The organism is Bordetella hinzii LMG 13501, assembly GCF_001548475.1.
GTDB lineage: Bacteria > Pseudomonadota > Gammaproteobacteria > Burkholderiales > Burkholderiaceae_B > Bordetella > Bordetella hinzii.
The window spans coordinates 55,328-75,073 of sequence record NZ_LRUJ01000009.1; the positions used below are offsets into that span (position 1 = coordinate 55,328).

The 19,746-nt window shown below is 70.6% G+C and carries 7 protein-coding genes; all 7 read left to right on the top strand.

Translation table 11 applies throughout. The features are described from left to right. The first annotated feature begins 131 nt into the window (after window positions 1–131). The 7 genes from AXA74_RS08260 to AXA74_RS08290 all read left to right on the top strand — a co-directional run bounded on the left by AXA74_RS08260 (window position 132) and on the right by AXA74_RS08290 (window position 19,723). Window positions 132–12,548 (top strand): filamentous haemagglutinin family protein, encoded by a 12,417-nt coding sequence (locus AXA74_RS08260; protein ID WP_060833149.1) that lies wholly within the window; start codon window positions 132–134, stop codon window positions 12,546–12,548. A 204-nt stretch (window positions 12,549–12,752) separates the two neighbouring features. After that, on the top strand, window positions 12,753–14,339 hold the full coding sequence (locus tag AXA74_RS08265) for a ShlB/FhaC/HecB family hemolysin secretion/activation protein (RefSeq protein ID WP_060833150.1): 1,587 nt from the start codon (window positions 12,753–12,755) through the stop codon (window positions 14,337–14,339). A gap of 24 nt (window positions 14,340–14,363) precedes the next feature. After that, complete coding sequence (locus AXA74_RS08270) at window positions 14,364–16,202, top strand: DUF2341 domain-containing protein (RefSeq protein WP_032979380.1); 1,839 nt, start codon at window positions 14,364–14,366, stop codon at window positions 16,200–16,202. Window positions 16,203–16,215: 13 nt separating this feature from the next. Continuing rightward, window positions 16,216–16,632, top strand: coding sequence for an ExbD/TolR family protein (locus tag AXA74_RS08275; protein ID WP_029577345.1), 417 nt, complete (start codon window positions 16,216–16,218; stop codon window positions 16,630–16,632). 16 nt (window positions 16,633–16,648) lie between these two features. Next, window positions 16,649–17,353: an energy transducer TonB family protein gene (locus AXA74_RS08280; RefSeq protein WP_029577344.1), complete on the top strand. Its 705-nt coding sequence runs from the start codon at window positions 16,649–16,651 to the stop codon at window positions 17,351–17,353. Between the two features lie 35 nt (window positions 17,354–17,388). Continuing rightward, a complete protein-coding gene (locus tag AXA74_RS08285) occupies window positions 17,389–19,107 on the top strand; it encodes a putative porin (protein WP_032979379.1) in 1,719 nt (572 codons plus the stop codon). 1 nt (window position 19,108) lies between these two features. Further along, window positions 19,109–19,723, top strand: a complete 615-nt coding sequence (locus AXA74_RS08290) for a hypothetical protein (RefSeq protein WP_029580310.1) — start codon at window positions 19,109–19,111, stop codon at window positions 19,721–19,723. Window positions 19,724–19,746 lie beyond the last annotated feature (23 nt).

The window sequence follows — 19,746 nt, forward strand, 5'->3', positions numbered from 1 at the left end:
GGGCAGGGCGCCGGGGAATATGAATCTTTCGTGAACCCTCAAGGGCTCGGGGCCGCGCGGGCGTCTAGGTCAGCAGTACGCGACAGAACCCGCAGGCCGGGTCATGTCCCCATTCTTGCTGAAGGAACACCATGCCTCGCTCCGCCCCGCTGCGCCATATCGCCCCCGCTGCCTCGCCCCTGTTCGGTATGTCCCGCCGCAAGACCCGCCGTCCGCGGTCCTGGTGGGGCCTGACGCCCGCCGCGGCGGCGGTCGCCGCCTTGTTGTGGACGTTGCCGGCCCAGGCCCAGCGGGCCGATGGCGCCTGGTTTGCCGGCGCGGCCAAGGGCCCGCGCGCGCCCCAGCCGGGCGTGGCGGTGCCTCCCACGGCCCTGCAGCAGGCCCAGGCGCGCCAGCAATTGTCGCGCTCCATCGGCAATCTGAACCGCTCGGTCAACGCCATCGCCGCGGCCCAGGCCGCGCAGGCGGCCGCGGCGGCGGCGGCCCGCGGCGGCGTGCCGGACGGCCTGGCCCCGGGGGGACTGGAGGTGGCGCAGGGCGAGGGCGCGCACTGGGAAGGGGCGCTGGCGCCCGTGCAAACCCAGGCCGGCGGCCGCACCCAGGTGCGGGTCCAGCAGACCGCCGAGCGCGCCATCCTCCATTGGGACCGCTTTGACGTCGGGCGCAACACCACCGTCGATTTCCAGCAACGGCCGACCGACGCGGTGCTTAACCGCGTGGTGGGCGCCGATGCCCGGCCCAGCCAGATCCAGGGCGCCATCGAAGGCGCGGGCACGGTGATGGTGCTCAATCAGAACGGCGTGGTGTTCCACGCCGGCAGCCAGGTCAATACGCGCAACCTGGTGGCGGCGGCCGCCACGCTGAGCGACGCGCAGTTCCGCGAGCGCGGCATCTATAGCAATGACAATGCGCCGGCGCTGCTCGACGCGCGGGGCGATGTGATCGTGGCGGCGGGCGCCAGCCTGCGGACGCGCAAGCCCGACAGTTCGACCAGCGGCGGGGGCTATGTGCTGCTGGCGGGCAAATCGGTGGACAACGCGGGCAGCATCCATGCGCCGCAGGGACAGGCCGTGCTGGCGGCGGGCGACAATTTCGTGATCCGCCGGGGCCAGGGCACGGTGGGCAACCAGGCGTCGACCACGCGCGGCAATGTGGTCGAACCGGGCGGCGCGGGACAGGTGCGCAATACCGGCCTGGTCCAGGCGCCCCTGGGCGATGTCACCCTGGCCGGCCACAAGGTGGAGCAGGCCGGCGTGGTGGCGGCCACCACCTCGGTCGACGCGCGCGGCACGGTGCACTTGACCGCGCGCGGCGCGGGCGCCGAGATCACCCTGGGCGAAGGCGCGGTGACCGCCGTGCTGGTCGACGCCAGCAAGTCGGCCGCGCTCGACGGCCAGCGCGACGCTTTGCTCAAGCCCTCGATAGGCTCCAATGAGGCCGTGCAGCGGGCCGATGACTACCGCCGCGATCTGTCGCTCATCGAGATCGACAGCGCCGGCTCGGTGCGCTTCGCGCCGGGCTCGCTCACGCTGGCCACGGGCGGGCAGGTGGTGTCCACGGCGGGCACGCGCACCCTGGTCGAGCGCGAGGCCCAGATCGATGTCAGCGGCGCCATCGGCGTGGCGGTCGATATGTCGGTCAACAACCTGAAGGTCAATATCCAGGGCAATGAACAGCGCGACGCCCCGGGCGCGCGCGATGACGCCACGCTGAACAACAGCGATGTCTGGCTCGATGTGCGCGAACTGCTGCGCGTGGCGGCCGGCACGGGCGGCTATGAGAGCGAGCGCTGGTATTCGGGCGGCGGGCTCTTCGAGGTGGGCGGCTATCTCGCCACGCGCGCGCTGCCGGCCAGTGTCTGGCTGGCCCAGGGCGGCGTCGTGCGCTTTCAGGGCGCGGAGGTGGTGACCCAGCAGGGATCTTCGATCAACCTGTCCGGCGGCACGCTGGACGTGCAGCCCGGCGAGCTGCGCCAGACCTGGCTGCGCGGCGCCGACGGCCGTCTCTATACCGCCGACCAGGCGCCGGCCGATCTGCTCTACCGGGGCGTGTACAAAGGCTATGAACTGGCCTCGGCGCGCTGGGGCGCGACGACGTATTACTACAACCCCCTGCTGGCGCCGGTCACGCGCCACGCGGCTGGCTATACCGTGGGCCGCGACGCCGGCACCGTGGTGGTGTCCACCGGCCGCGCGGTACTGGACGGCGACCTGGTCAGCGACGTCTATCAAGGGCCGATGCAGACCCAGGCCCCCGCGCGCAGCCTGGATGGCCTGCGGCAATCCCATCGCGCGCAGGCGCGCCGCGCCGAACTCGTGGTGGGCACCTACCAGGCCTGGTTCGACACCGCCACCGGCGGCCTGCGCTACGCCCTTGGCCCGGGCGCCGGCCAGGTATCGGTAGGCGATCATGGCCCGGCCGGGGTGCCGGATCTCGCCGCGCCGCTGCCGCCCGAGCGCCAGGGCGCCATTCTGCTGGACGCGGGCAGGCTCAACGACGCTCAACTGGGCGCGCTGCGCATCGCCGCTGCCGGGCAGATCAGCGTGGACTCGGCCCTGCGCCTGGCCGATGGCGGCGAGTTCACGCTGTACGCCCCGCAGGTGGCCATCAACGCCGATGTGGTCAGCCATGGCGGCCTCATGCGGCTGGGCAATGTGCTGAACCAGCCTTTGGGCGGACGTCTGCAGGATACGGCGCTGGCCGCCAGCGGCCGTCCGGCCGTGGTGATCGCCGACGGCAAGCGCCTGGACGCCAGCGGCGCCTGGAGCAACCTGCTGGACGATCCGGCCGGGCTGGCGCCGTGGCGCGATGGCGGCAGTATTTTTCTCGTCGGCTCGGGCGATGTGAATGTCGGGGCGGGCAGCGTCATCGATGTGTCCTCGGGCGGCCTGCTGGGCGTCGACGGCACGCTCGCGGGCGGGACCGGCGGAAGCGTGACATTGGCGGCCGATACCTATTCGCCGGTGGGCAACAGCGATGGCCGGCTGCGCATGGACGGCACGCTGCGCGGCTATGGCGTGGATGGCGGCGGCACGCTCAAGGTGGAGACGGGCGGGCGGCTGGTGCTGGGCCGCGCGGCCGCCGGCGCCGAGGAAGTGGCGCTGGCGTCCGCTGTCTTGCAGACCGGCTTTGCCAAGTACGACCTCAACGGCCATGGCGGGCTGGAGGTCGCCGCGGGCGCGCGCCTGGAAGTGCTCAGGCCGCGGTTGACGCTGTCGCGGCCGATTTCCGAGGCGCCGGCCAGCGGCGCGCCCGCCGGGACGGCGCTCGCGCCCTGGCTGGCGCCGCTTTTCGTGGAAGACGCGCGGCGCGCCAGGCTGACGCAGCGCGCCGGCGCCAGCCTGGCGCTGCGCTCGGAGCGCGCCACGGCGGGCGGCGACATCCTGGTGGACGAAGGCGCGGTGGTGAGCGTGGATCCGGGCCAGTCGATCACGGTGGCGGGCGGCGGCCAGATGACGGTGCTGGGCACCTTGCGCGCGCAGGTGGGCGCCATCCGCATCCAGGACCTGCGCGTGCCCGACCAGGTCTATGCCCCCAGCGCGACGCCGCGTTCGATCTGGGTGGGCGAACATGGCGTGCTGGACGTCTCCGGCATCGGCTACACGGCCCGGGACCTGCAGGGGCGGCGTTATGGCGTGGTGCGCGCCGGCGGCAACATCGAGATCGGCGGCCAGATGGGCTGGGAGGAGGCCGCCTATGCCACGCGGGTGAGCGACCGCCACATCATCTTGCGGCCGGGTTCGCTGCTGCAGGCCTCGGGCACCCAGGTGACGCTGGATATGCCGGCCGGGGCGGCCACGGTGGCCTCGGCTGGCGGCACCATCGTGCTCGCCTCGGCCAATAGTCTTTACCTGGACGGCGACCTGCGCGCCGCCTCGGGCGGCGAAGGCGCCGGCGGCGGCACCCTGGGCCTGAGCCTGGGCGGCGCTTTCTATCTGCGCGGCGCCGCGCAGCCGGAGGTGCTGGCCGCCCGCTGGCTGACGCTGGCCCGCGAACAAGGCGCCAGCGTCCTGGGCGCCGGCCTGCGGCCGGGGCAGGCCGATCCCGCCTTGCGCTATGGCTACGCCCGGCTGGGCGCCGACACGGTCGCGGCCGGCGGCTTCGGCAGCCTGTCGGTGCTGGCCGATATGCAGGCCCAGGAGTCGCTGACGCTGGCGCTGCCGCAAAGCCTGCGCCTGGCCGGCAGCCTGCGCATGGCGCCGGATGCGCCGGCCGGCAGCATGGTGACGCTGCGCGCGCCCTATGTCCGCCTGCAGGGCGCCGCCTACCCGCTGTTGCAGGGCGGCGATAGCCTGGTCTATCCCGTCCGCGGCGATGTGGTGCCGGCCGACTATGCGGGCCTGGGCCACCAGCTCGCGGTGCGCGCCGGCCGTCTGATCGACCTGCGCGGCCTGGTGGACCTGGGCGCCTTCGAGGACGTGCTGCTCGACAGCGATGGCGATGTGCGTCTGCTGGCCGATACCGTCAGGGCGAGCTCCGCGCCGACCGAAGTGACGGCGCCCTTGAGGCTGACGGTCGCCGCGCGGCAGATCTATCCGGAGACGCACGGCGCGGGCCGCCTGGCCGCCGGTTTCTACCAGACCTATGGCGGCACGATCGACAACCCCGACGGTCTGCTGCGCATCGTGTCCAAGGGCGACCCGGGCGCGGCGCCCTATTCGGCCTTCGGCCAGATCGAGCTGGCCGGATCGCGTATCGAGGTCGGCGGCACGGTGCGAGCGCCCTGGGGCCGCATCGTCCTGAACGGCTCGACGGTCAGGGGCGTGAATGTGGATCTGCTGCCGGGCAGCCTGCTGTCGGTCAGCGGCGCGGGCCTGGAGATGATGTATGGCGGCACGGTCGATGGCATCAACTACAAGCAGCAGGGCAGGGATGTCTCGCTCTCCGGCGTGGGAGGCACGGATTTCTCGGGCGGCGGCGAGCACGCGGTGAAGTTCGAGAATGTGAAGTCCGTCAATATCCAGCCCGGCGCGGTGCTGGATGTGTCCGGCGGCGGCAACCTGCTGGGCGCGGGCTTCATCAGCGGCCGGGGAGGGTCGGTCGACATCCTGCGCCATGCCCTGGCCGACGCCAATCCCGGCTATGCCTATAGCCGCGGCGGCAACGCGGTCTATGCCATCGTGCCGGGCTATGCCGGCGCCTATGCGCCGACGGGCGGAGAAACAGGCGCGGGCATGCCCGAGCTCGGGCGCCAGGTCACGGTAGGCGCGGGCGTGCCCGGCCTGCCGGCAGGCACCTATACCTTGCTGCCCGCGAACTACGCGCTCATGCCGGGCGGCTTCCGGGTCGAGGTCGGCGCGCAGGGCATGCAGGCCACGCAGGGGGCGGTGGCCACCCGCAACGGTTCCTGGCTGGCCAGCGGCCGGATGGAGAATGGCCTGCTGGGCACGCGCGAGGCGATGCCCACGGCGCTGATCCTCACCCCGGGCGCGGCCGTGCGCAAGCACTCGCAGTACAACGATATGTCGTACAACGCCTTCGTGCTGGCCAGCGCGGCGCGCCTGAATGCGCCGCGCGGCATGACCACGCAGGATGCCGGCATGTTGCGTTTCTCCTTCCAGGCCGGGGCGGGCAAGGACGGCCAGTCGGCGCTGACCATGCGCGGCGAGGCGCGTTTCGATGCCGCGGGCCAGGGCATACGCGGCGGCCTGACGCTCTTGCCTTACCGGGCGGGCCTGGAGATCTTGAATCCGGGCCAGTCTTCCGTGCTGGGCGCCGAGGATGTCGCGCTGCGGGCCGACGAGATCGCCCGCTTCTCCCCCAGCTCGCTCATCCTGGGCGGATGGCGCACGACGAGTCCCAAGAGCGGCGCCATGGGCATGCAAGGCGAAGCCAGCCATGTGCTGCTGCGGGATGGCGTGACGCTGGCCGCGCCCGACATCATTCTGGCGGCCGGCCCGACGGGGCGCATCACCATCGAGCAAGGCGCCATCCTCAATACCCTGGGCCGGGGCGCCGCGCCGCTGGACGCCCGCCAGGGGCGCTTCTATGACTCCGGCAGCGGCATGCTGGTGCTGTCCAACAGCCTGGTCGACATCACCTCCTCTTATTCGCTGGGCAGGACGGCCATCGACATCGGCGCCTGCCTGTCCGCCGTCTGCTCGGGCCAAACCAGGCTCTATTCCGAGGGCTCGCTGGCGGTCCATACCGATGGCGCGTTCACGCTCGCCGACGGGGCGTCCTACGGCACCCGCAACCTGGTGATGAGTGTGTCGGCCATCAATCTGGGCAGCAACGAGGCCTTGGCGCAGGCGCGCGCCCAGGGGCATTTGCCGCCGGGCATGACCTTGAACCAGGATCTGCTGGACAGCCTGCTGCGCGGTGCGGACCGCTCGGGCGTGGCGGGCGCGCCCGCGCTGGAAAGCCTCGTGCTCAGCGCGCGCGAATCGGTGAACATATACGGCGCCGCCGAACTCGATACGCGCGCCAACGGCGGCGCGCTGCAGCGGCTGGTGCTCGGCACGCCGGCCATCTACGGCTATGGCGCGGCCGGCGACGTGGCGCGCATCGCCACGGGCGAGTTCGTGTGGGCGGGCGCGCGCGGCGCCTCCAACGCCCCCGACCTGGGCAACGGCACACCGCAGGCGCCGGGCGGCGCGGTCCTGGACCGCCTCGGGAAGGGCGTCTTGGAAATCGCCGCCGACCGCATCCATCTGGATACCTTGCCTGGCGCGATGACCCCCGGCCTGGTGTCGGCGCAGCGCCTGGCCCTGGGCTTCGGACAGCTGCGCCTGGCCGCGGAGCAAGACATCTTCTTCGGCGGCAAGGGCGGTTTGTCGGTCTACGAGGCGCAGGAAGGCTATGTGACCGGCGAGGGCTGGCGCTACCGTGGCGGTGATCTGCTGCTGCGGGCGCCCTTGGTGCATGGCGGCGAGGGCGCATCGCTCGCCGTGCGCGCCGGCGGCGACCTGACCCTGGCGGGCAGCGCCGCCGGCACGGCCCGGGCCTCGACGCTGGGCGCCAGCCTCACGCTGGCGGCGCGCCAGCTGCGCATCGATACCGCGGTGGCGCTGCCTTCGGGCCGCCTGGTGCTCGATGCCGAGAACGCCATCGTGCTCGATAGCGGGGCGCGCATCGATATGGCCGGCCGGGCCGTCTCCTTGCTCGACCAGACTCGCTACAGCTGGGGCGGCGATGTCGAGATGCAGAGCCGCAAGGGCGATGTCGACATGGCGCGGGATGCCGTGCTGGACCTGTCGGCACGGCACAACCGCGCCGGCACGCTGAAGGTCACCGCAATCGGCGAACAGGCAGGCGCCGTCAACCTCGCCGGCAGCATCCTGGGCGGCGCGACGGGCGTCTATGACGCGGGCGGGACTGTCGTGCCTTACGACGCGGCGCAGCTGTCGCTGCGGGCGCAGACGGTGGCCGACTTCAGCGGCCTGAACCAGCGGCTGAACGCGGGAGGCGTGACGGGCGCCAGGCGCTTTCATATCCAGCAGGGCGACATCGTGGTGGGCGACGAAGTGCGCGCGCGCCAGGTCGAGCTGGTAGCCGATGGCGGCAGCATCATCGTCAACGGCCGCATCGACGCCAGCGGCGCCCAGGTCGGCAGCATCCGCCTGGCCGCGCAGCGCGATCTGGTGATCCATGGCACGCTGGATGCCCACGGCGCGCTGCTGCGGCGCGACAGCTATGGCCAAGTCATCGACAGCCCCAACCGCGCCGTCATCGAACTGACCGCGCGCCAGGGCAACCTGGAGCTGGGGCCGGCCAGCCGCATGGATCTGCGCGCGGGGACCGAAGAGGGCGCGCGGCATGACGGCCGCGCGCGCGGCACGGTGGATCTCAATGTGCGCCGCCTGGGCGGCGGCGACGGGCAGGGCGCCTTGCCGGGCTCGGGCGACGGCGCCGGCGATATCGCGCTGCGGGTGCAGGGCGCGCCGGCCATCGACGGCGCCCGCCTGGTGGCGGTCAACGCCTTCCGCCGCTATGACGATGCGCCGCTGGCCACGGTGCCCGATACCGACAACAAGCGGCCGCAGCTCATCACCCAGAAATACCTCGACGACATCGACGTGCAAAGCTCGGCCTTCATGGACAAGGCGCTGGCCAATCCGGCCGTGCAGGCGCGCTTGCAGGCCTTGGGCGGCGCGCGCCTGCGTCCCGGCGTGGAGATCGTCAGCGCCACCCCCGATGGCAATCTGGTCGTCAGCGAAGACCTCGACCTGTCGGGCTACCGCTATGGGCCGCAGGCCAATCGCGATGTGCCGGCCCTGCGCGGCTTTGGCGAGCCGGGCGTGCTGTGGCTGCGCGCCGGCGGCAACCTGAGCATCTACGGCAGCATCAACGATGGCTTCGCGCCGCCGCCGGACAGCCCTGATGACCGGGGCTGGGTGCTGACGGAGGGGCGCTATAACCCGAGCACCGGCATGCTGCCTTTCGGCGGCGATATCGTGGTGCCCGTCGAGGGCGTGACGCTGGAGGCCGGCAGCCGCTTCCCCGCCGGCGCCAAGCTGAACTACGACATCATGGTGGGCGCGGTGACGCTGCCGGCCGGCACGGAGCTGCCGGTCGCGGTGACGCTGGCCGCGCCGCATACGCTGCCGGCCGGCCTGGTGCTCACTGGCGACATCACGCTGACCGACGGCACGGTCCTGCGCGCCGGCACCGTGTTGTCGGAATCGCTATCGCTGGGCGCGGGCACCCGGCTGGGCGCCGGCACCCGCGTGCGCGCGGATCTGCGGGCGCAAGCCATGACATGGCCCAAGGGCGTCGCCCTGCCCGCGGAGATGACGCTCGCCGAAGCGGTGACGCTCAAGCGCGGCGCGCTCATCCCCTCGCTCACCCATGTGGTGCTGGCCGGTCATCAGCCGGTGGACCTGCGTCCGGTGCGCGCCGACGGCACGCAGGGCCGCAACTGGGCGCTGGCGCCCATGCTGGCCGAGGGCGCCAGCGCCTGGACCCTGACGGCGGTGGCCGGCGCGCAGACGGAGTCGGCCGATGTGCAGGCGCGCAACACCGAGCGGCGCGGCGACCTGCTCCTGGCCGACGCCCACCTGGGCTTGCTCAGCATCGGCACGCGCACCACACAGACCGTCTTCACCGGCGAGATGCTCTTCACCCGCGAGGGGTCGATCTACTGGTGGGGCGATGAAAGCTGGGCGGGACGGCCGGCCAAGGAGCTGGGCGAGCTGTACGGCATCTCGGTCGAAGAGTTATGCAGCGCGGTCAGCCTGTGCGAGACCGCGCCGCGCACGCTGACCAAGGAAGGGTCGATCTATTGGTGGGGCGACGAGAGCTGGACCGGGCGTCCGGCCACGGAGCTGAGCGAGCAGTATGGCCTGTCGGTGGACGAACTCTGCGCCGTGGCCGGGCTCTGCGCCGGCGGCGGCACCACCGAGACCATCGTGACCGAGAGCTATCGCTACCAGGACAATTCCACGCCGCTGTTCAGCGTGCTGCGCACCGGCACCGGCGATCTATCGCTGCTGGCCGGACGCGACGTCGGCATGCATTCCCTCTATGGCGTCTATACGGCGGGCACGCCCTCGCGCCTGAGCGGCGTGGACAATGCGCCCTTCGAGCAGGCGCGCGGCGCCGGCCCCGACGGGGTGCTTGGCATCATCCAGGGCGATCACCGTTATGACGACGCGCTGTCGGTCTATCGGGCCTGGTATCCGGAGGCCGGCGGCAATCTGCGCGTGGACGCGGGCCGTGACCTCTATGGCGACTCGATGGGTTCGCGGGCGCAGAACGGCGTGGCCTATCCGGGTCAGGATGCCTCGCGCCATGCGAGCGCGGCGGTCAGCCAATGGCTCTGGCGCCAGGGCAGCGGCGATACGGCGGGCATCGATCCCATCGCCGCGAGCTGGTGGATCAACTTCGGGACCTACACCAGCAGCAGCACCACACCGGGCGAGCAGCCGCGCCTGATCGGCTTCACCGGCTATGGCACGCTGGGCGGCGGCAATGTGACGCTGTCGGCCGGCCGCCATGCGGGCGTGATCGAGCCGCGCGGCGATTCGCTGTCCTTCCTCAATGGCGCGGCGGCCCGCTCCCAGGGCATCGTGGCCGCCGTGGCGGCGACCGGCCGCGTGGCCGATGGCCAGCTGTATCTGACCGGCGGCGGCGATCTGTCCATCCGGGCCGCCGACGGGTTCAATCCGGGCTTGACGGCGACGCAGCAGCGCCAACAGCCGGAGACCTCGGGCCGGGCGAGCTGGGACAACCTGGATCTGAACGGCGTGCTGGTGAACCTGCGCGGCGCGCTGCATCTGCGGGCCGGCCAGGTGGGCGGCGTGACGAGCAACCGTTCGCCGGCCGCGATGCTGACGCTGCCCGACGCCTATACCGTGACCGGCGGCACGGCCATGGGCGGACCGGTGCTGATGCTGGGCGACTCGACGGCCTGGATAGACAGCCGAGGCGACCTGGTGCTGGGCGGCGCGGGGGACCCGGGCCGTGTGCGCAGCGAGCAGACCTCCAACGTCTTCGCGCCCAATGGCGAGCTGCTGGCGACCAATGGCGAAGGCTGGTTCTCGCTGTGGACGGCCAACTCGGCGATCAATCTGTTTTCCGCCGGCGGGTCGCTGGTGCCCATGCAGGCCGGCACGACCTACGAGCTGGGCAACAACCTGGCCCAGGAAGGCACGCACTTCGGCGGCAGCCTGGATATGGGGCTCTATAGCATGTATCCCGGGACCCTGCGGGCGGTCGCCGCCGGCGGCAACATCGTTCTTGCCCGCCTGCTGCAGGAGTCGCCCCAGTCCCGGGTATTGATGCTCGCGCCGTCGCCCACCGGGCAACTGGAGCTGCTGGCGCAATATTCCCTGCTCGGCGGGCCCGGCTCGCACGGCGTGGCCCTGTCCGGCGCCAGCCCGGGCGTGGCCGCCACGCCTTTCCGTCCGGGCTTCGTGGCCTCCGATGGCGCGAGCAGCTGGGATAACTATTCCCGCGAGGCGCTGACCAATTCGGTCGGCGCGGCCAAGACCTATTTCACCTTCGGTCCCAATACGCCCACCGGCCTGAACGACGGCGAGCGCGCGCCCCTGCGCCTGTACGCCGCGCAGGGCGACATCATCAGCGTGAACGCCGGCACGGCGCGCAGTATGGCGAGCTCGGCCGTGACGGGCCACACGCGGACCATCCAGACCTGGTACGAGGCGGGCTCACCCGTGATCGCGCGCGCCGGCCGCGATATCTACGGCCTGCAGGCGCTGGCCGTGCACCAGGGCGCGCGGGATTACTCGACGGTCGAGGCGGGCCGGGACGTGATCTACACCGATGTGCGCGTGGGCGGGCCCGGCCTGCTGGCCGTGCAGGCCGGCCGCCATGTGCGCATGGACGACCAGGCCAGCATCATCAGCCTGGGCGGCCTGGTGCAGGGCGATGCGCGGCAGGGCGCGGACCTGGCGGTGACGGCCGGGGCGGCGGCGCTGGATATCCAGGCCTTGCGGGCCTATCTGGACGCCTCGCGCCTGGCCGATCCGGCGCGGCCGCTGGCCAGCCAGCCCGAGCAGGTCGCCCATGTCTATACCGGGGAGCTGGTGCGCTGGCTGGGCGAGCGCCATGGCTACACCGGCGGGGACACGGACGCGCTGGCGGCGTTCGACGCCTTGCCGCGCCATGAGCAGGACAGCTTTCTGCGCCAGGTCTATTTTGCCGAGCTGCGCGCCAGCGGCCGGGAGTTCAATGATAGCCAGGGCCCGCGCGCCGGCAGCTATGTGCGCGGCCGCGGCGTCATTGGCCGGGTCACCGGGCCTGGCGGCGAGGGCGACCTGACGCTGTATGGCGGCTCGGGCATCCGCACGCAATTCGGCGGCGCCATCTCCATCCTGACGCCGGTCGGACGCCAGGTGCTGGGTATCGAGGGGCTGGCGCCGCCGGCGTCGGCGGGCGTGGTCACCCAGGGCGCGGGCGACATCAATCTGTATGCCCGGGGCAGCGTGCTGCTGGGACAGAGCCGCATCATGACCACGTTCGGCGGCGGCATCCTGGCCTGGTCGGCCGAAGGCGATATCAACGCCGGCCGCGGGGCCAAGACCACCCTGGTCTATACCCCGCCGCGCCGCGAGTACGACGATGTGGGCAATGTGCGGCTGTCGCCGTCCGCGCCTGCCTCCGGCGCGGGTATCGCCACGCTGGCGCCGATCGCCGAAGTGCCGCCGGGCGACGTGGACCTGATCGCGCCGCTGGGCACCATCGACGCGGGCGAAGCGGGCATTCGCGTCTCGGGCAACGTCAACATCGCCGCGCTGCATGTGGTCAATGCCGCCAACATCCAGGTGCAGGGCCAGGCCAAGGGCATCCCCGTCATGGCGGCGGTGAACGTGGGCGCGCTGTCCAATGCCAGCGCCGCGTCGGCCACGGCGGCCAGCGCCGCCCAGGAGGCCGTGGCGCGCGGCCGCGCAGCCGCCCAGCAGAACCAGGCCTCGATCTTCAGCGTGCAGATCCTGGGCTTTGGGGAAGGCGGCGCGGCCGCGCCGGCCATGCCCTTGCCCCAGGCGCCCGCCAGCGCCCGTCCTTCCGTCTATGACCCCAAGGGCATTGTCCAGGTCATCGGCGCGGGGCCGCTGCCGGCCACGCAAGGCGTCCAGCTGCCATAGCGCTCGCGCGCGGCCGGGCCGCGGCGGCCTGCCCCCGGCACCGGGGAGCAGGCCGCCGCCCTTGGGCGGCCGGCGCGTGTTCACGCCGCTTTTTCTTGAATCTTTTGTGACATCGGACGGTAAGGCGAGCGCTGCTTCGTCAGATAACTGACAGACATCAACGCCCCGCCCGCGGGGCATTCTCAGAGGACTGAGCGCATTCCTATGCAGCATTTCGACAAGTCCCGGCCGCGCCTGGCGCTGTGCGCGCTGCTATTGCTGGGCCTGGCTGGCGGCGCGGCGGCGCAAGAGCACGAGGCCCGCAAGGTCAATATCAACGAGTACATCGTGCGCGGCAATACCGTGCTCGACGCCATGGCCATCGAGAAGGCGGTCACGCCCTATCTCGGCCCCGGCCGGGGCATGCAGGACATCCAGGCCGCGCGCGACGCCCTGCAGGCGGTCTATCACGAGCGCGGCTTCCAGTCGGTCTATGTCGACCTGCCCGAACAGCAGGTCACGGGCGGCGTGGTCGTGCTGCAGGTATCGGAAACCAAGGTCGGGCGCGTGCGCGTGGTGGGCGCCAAACATTATTCGCCGCTGGCCATCCGCGATGAGGTGCCCGCGCTGAAGGAAGGCGCGGTGCCGGATTTCACGCAGGCGCAGGCCGAGCTGGCCGCGCTCAACGAGACGCCGGGCCGGCAGGTCATGCCGCTGGTGCGCGAGGGCAGGGTGCCGGGCACCATGGATGTGGATCTCAAGGTCGAGGACAGAAGCCCCTGGACGGCCAGCCTGGGGCTGAACAACGACTACAGCGCCGATACCACCAAGCTGCGCGCCACGGCCACCCTGGGCTACGACAATCTCTGGCAGCGCGGCCATTCGGTGTCCCTGACCTTCTTCACGGCGCCGCAGGAGATGGACAACGCCAAAGTCTGGTCCGGCTCCTACAGCGCGCCGCTGGGCGGTCGCTGGTCCTTGCAGGTCGCGGGCTATCGTTCCGACAGCAATGTGGCCACCATCGGCGGCACCAATGTGCTGGGCAAGGGCTATGCGGTGGGCGCCAGCCTCATCTACACGCTGCCCGGCCAGGGCGCCTGGCACAACAGCCTGAGCCTCGGCCTGGACTACAAGGATTTCGACGAAGCGCTGCGGTTCGGCAATGACAGCGACGCCGTGCCGATCAAGTATGTGCCGCTTTCGCTGCGCTACAGCGGCTACCGCTATGCCGACGATTCGCAGAGCTCGCTCGGCCTGACCGTGACCGGCGCGTCACGCAGCTTCTTCGACCTGGGCAGCAATGCCGACCAGTTCGACGCCAAGCGCTATCGCGCCAGCCCCAGCTTCGCCGTGCTCAAGGGCGACGGCTCGCATCAGCAGAACCTGCCGCGCGACTGGCAGCTGTTCGGCCGCGCGGCCTTCCAGCTGGCTTCGGGCGCCCTGGTCTCCAACGAACAATTCTCCGCCAGCGGCGCGACCAGCATACGCGGTTACCTGGCCGCCGAGCGCTCGGCCGACGACGGCCTGCTCGCTTCGCTGGAGTTGCGCACGCCCTCGCTGGCCCGCTGGCTGGGCCCGGCGGTCAACGAATGGCGCTTCTACGCCTTCGCCGAATGGGCCGGGCTGCGCCTGCGCGAGCCCCTGCCCGAACAGGACGCGCGCTTCGACCTGGCCAGCGTGGGCCTGGGCACCCGCCTGCAGGTGCTGGACTGGCTCTCCGGCAGCCTGGACTGGGGCTATCCCCTGGTCGATGGCGTGAACACCCGCAAACACGACCCGCGCCTGTATTTCAACGTGCGCGCCAGTTTCTAACCCTCATTCCGGACCTACTCCACCATGCATCGCCTTTTCTCCTTGCTGCTGGCCCTGCTGGTCAGCGCCCTTCCTGCCGTCGCCCATGCGTGGTGGCAGGCCGACTGGAAGTACCGCAAGCAGATCTCGGTCGATACGACCCAGGCCGGCGCGGCCATCAATGAGAACCCGGGCCGCACGCCGCTGCTGGTGCGCCTGCATACGGGCAACTTCAGTTTCGACGGGGTGGCCGAGAACGGCTCGGACCTGCGCTTCGTGAGCGCCGATGACAAGACGGTGCTCAATCACCAGATCGAGAGCTTTGACCCGCTGCTGGGCATGGCCCTGATCTGGGTGGACGTGCCGCAGGTCGCCGCCGGCCAGCGCCAGGACCTCTGGATGTACTACGGCAATCCCAAGGCTCCGTCCTCGGCCAATGGGCAATTGAGCTTCGATCCCAACTACACCCTGGTCTACCACTTCAATGGCGCGGCCGAGGCTCCGCCGCGCGACAGCACCGCCTACAGCAACCACGCGCAGACGCCGCTGGGCGGCCTGGTCGACGGCGTGATCGGCCGCGCCGCGCAGTTTGCCGGCGGCGCGCCCCTGATGCTGCCGGCTGCGCCTTCGCTCGCCTTGCCCGCCGCCGGCGCCTTCTCCTTCAGCGCCTGGATCCGCGCCGACCAGCCCGCCGGCGATCAATTGATCTACGCGCGCCGCGACGCCGGCAATGCGCTTTTGCTGGGCCTGGCCAACGGCGTGCCCTTCGTGGACGTCAATGGCCAGCGCAGCGCGCCGGGCCAGCCCCTGGCGCCGGGCGCCTGGCAGCATCTGGCCCTGACGGCTGACGGCTCCCAGGTGGTGCTCTACGTCAATGGCCGTGCGTCGGCCAGCCTGGCCGTGAGCCTGCCGCCGCTGGCCACGGTCAGCGCCCTCGGCGGCGACGTGCCCGGCCAGGCCGCCGGCGACACGCCGGCCGCCGAAGCCGCGACGCCCGCGCCGCTGTTCCAGCCCTTTGTCGGCGCCATCGACGAGGTGCGTCTGTCCAAGATCGCCCGTCCGGCCGCGCTTATCCTGGCCGATGCCACGGCGCAAGGCGCCGAATCGCGCCTGGTCGCCTATGGCCCCGATGAGGAGCAGTCGGGCTTCGGCTTCGGCGGCCTGGGCTATCTGCTCAATGCCGTGCCGCTGGACGCCTGGATCGTGCTGGCCGTGCTCTTTGTGATGATGGTGCAGTCCTGGATCATCATGATAGGCAAGAGCCGCCGCGCCAGCCGCATCGAAGCGGGAAATGCCCGCTTTCGCGAGGCTTTCTCGCGCGTGGGCAAGGAGCTGGAAATGCTGGCCGGGGACGAGCAGGCCGGCCAGCGCCTGGGCGATGCCTCGCTCTGGCGCCTGTACTGCGTGGCCGTCAACGAGCTGCGCGTGCGCCGCGAGCAGGGCGCCGACACCCGCACGGTCTCGGCGGCCACCATCGAAGCCATCCGCGTGTCCATGGACGCCGCGCGCACCAAGGAACAGCAGTTGTTGGGCGCGCGCCTGGGCGCGCTGTCCAACGCCATCGCCGGCGGTCCCTACATCGGCCTGCTGGGCACGGTGTTGGGCATCATGGTGGTCTTCCTGGGCACGGCCATGGCGGGCGACGTCAATATCAACGCCATCGCGCCCGGCATGGCGGCCGCGCTGCTGGCCACGGCCGCCGGCCTGTTCGTCGCCATTCCCGCGCTGTTTGGCTACAACCGCCTGGTCGGCCGCAACAAGGAAATCAACGCCGACATGCGCGTGTTCGTCGACGAGTTTGTCGCCCGATTGGCCGAAGTGCACGGACAGGCCGATTACCAGGAGCGGGCCCAGCCGGTCCGCGCCGTGGCGGCCACGGCTTGAAGGGGCAGGCGCAATGGCATCCGTTTCCAATCTGGACGATGACGACGGCGCGGCCGTGGACGGCATCAACATCACGCCGCTGGTCGACGTGCTCATGGTGGTGCTGGTCATGTTCATCCTGACGGCCACGGCGCAGATCGCCGGCATCAAGGTGAATCTGCCCAAGGCCAGCTCCTCGGTCTCGCTGTCGCAGCCCAAGACCAAGGCCATTTCGATCAACGAGGCGGGCCAGGTCTTCCTGGACGCCTATCCCGTGACGCTGCCCGAACTGGAAGACCGGCTGCGCACCGAGAAAGCGCTCAATCCCGATGTCCCCGTGATCGTGCGCGGCGACGCCGTGGTGCAGTACCAGAAGGTCGTCGAGGTGCTGGACCTGCTGCGCCGCCTGGAGCTCTCGCAGGTGGGCCTGGTGACGGGCAAGGCCGGCTGAGCGAGGCGTATCCATCATGTCGTCCAAGTTTCCCGATCCGAGCCGCGGGCTCCGCCTCAAGCGCATCTTGCGCGGGGGAGCGGGCGTGGCGCTGGCCGCGCTGCTGGGCTATTTCCTGTGGCAATGGGCCCATGACATGGCCGGGGTGCGGCGCGAAGCGCCCAAGGTGGCGGCCATCATCCCCTTGCCGCCACCGCCGCCCCCGCCGCCCGAGCCGGAAAAGCCGCCCGAGCCCGAACCGCCCAAGGAAGAAGAGAAGCTCGTCGAGCCCGATCCCGTGCCCGCCGAGCCGCCCAAGCCGGCCGAAGAGGCTCCGCCCACGCCGGCCAACGATGTGGCCAATCCCATGCAGATCGATGGCCAGGCGCAGGCCGGCAGCGATGCGTTCAACATCGGCGCGGGGCAGGGCGGCGGCATGTCGGGCTCCGGCGGCGGACGCGGGGGCAATGCCACCTATGGCCAATACATGTCCTATGTGTTGGGCAAGATCCTGCGCGAGAACGACAGCACGCGCCAACTGGCGTTCCGCATGCAGGTGCGCATCTGGCTGACACCGCAAGGGCAGGTATCGCGGGTCGAGGTGGAGCGTTCCAGCGGCGACGCCGAGATCGACGCCAAGGTGCTGGCCGCATTGCGCGCCGTGCCCGCGGTCGACGAGCGTCCGCCCGCCACCTTGCCCATGCCCATCCGCGCCTCGCTCAGCGGACGGCGCCCATCGTGATCTCCCCTCATTGCATCCTATTGGAGTTGAAGTCCATGACGTTCGTACACACGCGCACGGCCCTGGCGCTGGCGCTGGCCCTCGCGGCGGGACCGGCGGCCGCCCAGGCCCCTTCGGACAACGCCACCGTCAATCTCATCCGCCTGCTGGTGCAGCAAGGCGTGCTCAAGCCGGACCAGGCCGATGCGCTGCTCAAGCAGGCCGAGGCCGAGGCCCAGGCGGCGCGGACGACGGCCGGCGCTTCCCAGGCCCAGGCCGGCGATGTCCGCGTTCCTTATATTCCCGCCTCGGTGCGCGCGGAGATCCGCGAGGAGGTCAAGCAGGAGGTCGTGGCCCAGGCCAAGGCCGAGAACTGGGCCCAGCCGAATACGTTCCCGGACTGGGTCTCGCGCATCACCATCGACGGCGATATGCGCGTGCGCAATGAATCGCGCTTCTATGACAGCCGCAATAGCAATGAGATCCTGGACCTGGCCCGCATGAACGCCAGCGGCCCCTTCCTCATGGGGACCTATGCCGCCGATGGCACTTTCCAGCCCCAGGACGGCGACCGCCGCTATCTCAATACCCGCGAAGACCGCCGCAACCTGTGGCGCATCCGCGCCCGGCTGGGCATCAAGGCGCAACTGAGCGAGGACTGGATCGCCGGTATCCGCCTGGCCAGTGGCACGGACGACAGCCCCGTCTCCACGTCCGACACGCTGGGCAATGACATGGGCAAGAAGAATCTCTGGCTGGACCAGGCCTATCTGAGCTGGCGCGCCGCCGACTGGATGACGGCCACGGCCGGCCGGGCCGCCAACCCCTTCGTGTCCACCGACCTGCTGTATTCCAGCGACCTCAATTTCGATGGCCTGTCCGCCGTATTCAAAAAGCCGCTGGAGGGCAAGCCCGTCACGCTGTTCGGCACGCTGGGCGCGTTCGTGCTCGACTACGCCAAGAACGGCGGCACCTATTACCAGGGCGAAGGCAAGAGCGAGAACAAGTGGCTGTTGGGCGCCCAGGTGGGCGCGGATTGGCGCATCGACGAGAGCAACCGCCTGCGCGGCGCCCTGGCCTACTATCACTTCGACAATATCGCCGGCCAGCGTTCTTCGCCCTGCGTGGTCTATTCCAAGTCGGATGTGTGCAGCACCGACTGGTCGCGGCCGTCCTTCATGCAAAAGGGGAACACGCTCTTCTTGCTGCGCGACATCGTGCCCAGCGGCATCGCCGGCGTATCCGAATACCAGTACCTGGGCCTGGCGTCCCAGTTCAACCTGCTCGACCTGAACCTGCAATACGACACCCGTGTCTTCAATGGCCTGGGGCTGCGCCTGGCGGGCAATTATGTGCGCAACCTGGCCTACAAGCGCGGCAAGATGGAGGATCGCGCCGGCGGCCTGAACAATATCGCGTCCAATGTCGGCTACGACAGCACCGACCCGGCCAATCCGCGCGCCACCGGCATCCAGAGCGGCCCCAACGCCTGGATGCTGCAGGCCACGCTGGGCAATGGCTTCGGCCTGAACGACAAGGGCGATTGGATGGCTTTCGTGGGCTACAAATACATCCAGCCCGACGCCATGCCGGACGCCTACAACGATCCGACTTTCCATCTCGGCGGCACCAATGCCCGCGGCTATTACCTCGGCGCGGGCTATGCCATCGACAAGAACGTCTTCGCGCAGATGCGCTGGATCAGTTCCAAGGAAGTCTATGGGCCGCCGCTGTCCATCGACGTGTTGCAGTTCGAGCTCAACGCCAGGTTCTAGCATGAAGATCACGTCCCATCCCATGCGCGCGGCCATGCTGGTCTTGATCGCCGGGCTGGCCGCGCCGGCCTCGGCCCAGTCCATGGAGGAGCGGCTGCGCGCCCAGCTGCGCACCACCACGCAGCAATTGCAGCAATTGCAGAGCCAGCAGGCGCAGGCCAATGCGGCGCGCGCCGCCGCCGAGGCGCAACGCGACACCGCGCAGAAAGAGGTGCAGCGCCTGGGCGCGCTGCTGGAAGATACCCGGCGCGCGCAAGGGGCGTTGGCCGAACGCCAGGCCTCGGCCGAGGCCCGCCTGGCCGCGGCCCACGCGCAGGCCGGCAAGCAGCGCGCCGCCTATGACGAGCTCCTGGCCCTGGCGCGCGCCGAAGGCCAGGCCGCCACGCGCTCGCTGGCCGAGCGCGACAGCCAGCTCAAGGCCTGCGTCGGCCGCAATGAGGCGCTCTACGCGGCCGGCAAGGAGATTCTTTCCGCCTATGAGTCCTTCAGCACCGGCGACCTCCTGGCCTTGCGCCAGCCCTTCTCGCAGCAGGCCCGGGTGGCCTTTGACGAGGGCGCCCAGGCCCTGGGCGACAAACTGTACGACGGCAGGTACCAAGCGGGCCCGGCCAGATAGGGCCGGCCGCGCCGATCTTAGTG